Consider the following 514-nt stretch of genomic DNA (forward strand, 5'->3'; position numbering starts at 1 on the left):
CAAACGCTTTTCCATGACGTGCTTCATCACGTGCCATTTCATGCACTGTATCATGAATTGCATCTAAGTTTAATGCTTTAGCTTTCTTAGCTAATTCTGTTTTACCCATAGTTGCTCCATTTTCAGCTTCAACACGCATCTCTAGGTTCTTTTTTGTTGAATCAGTTACTACTTCTCCTAATAATTCTGCAAATTTTGCTGCATGTTCAGCTTCTTCATAAGCTGCTTTTTCCCAATATAATCCAATTTCTGGATATCCTTCACGATGTGCAACTCTTGCCATTGCTAAATACATTCCTACTTCTGAGCATTCTCCTTCAAAGTTTGCTCTTAATTCTTTTTTGATCTCTTCATCTACGTCTTTAGCAACACCTACAACGTGTTCTGCTGCCCAAGTCATTTCACCTGTTTGTTCAACGAACTTGTCAGCCCCAACTTTACATACTGGACATTGTTCTGGAGCTGCATCTCCTTCATAAACATATCCACATACAGAACATACAAATTTAGCCAT

General features: G+C 38.1%; 1 protein-coding gene. It reads right to left on the reverse strand.

Features of this window, described 5'->3' with window-relative positions:
* On the reverse strand, positions 1-514 hold a 514-nt coding region (locus KSU54_RS18620; RefSeq protein ID WP_009010194.1), incomplete at both ends, for a rubredoxin-like domain-containing protein.

This window comes from Erysipelatoclostridium sp. MSK.23.31, from assembly GCF_019125875.1.
Lineage (GTDB): Bacteria > Bacillota_I > Bacilli_A > Erysipelotrichales > Coprobacillaceae > Thomasclavelia > Thomasclavelia ramosa.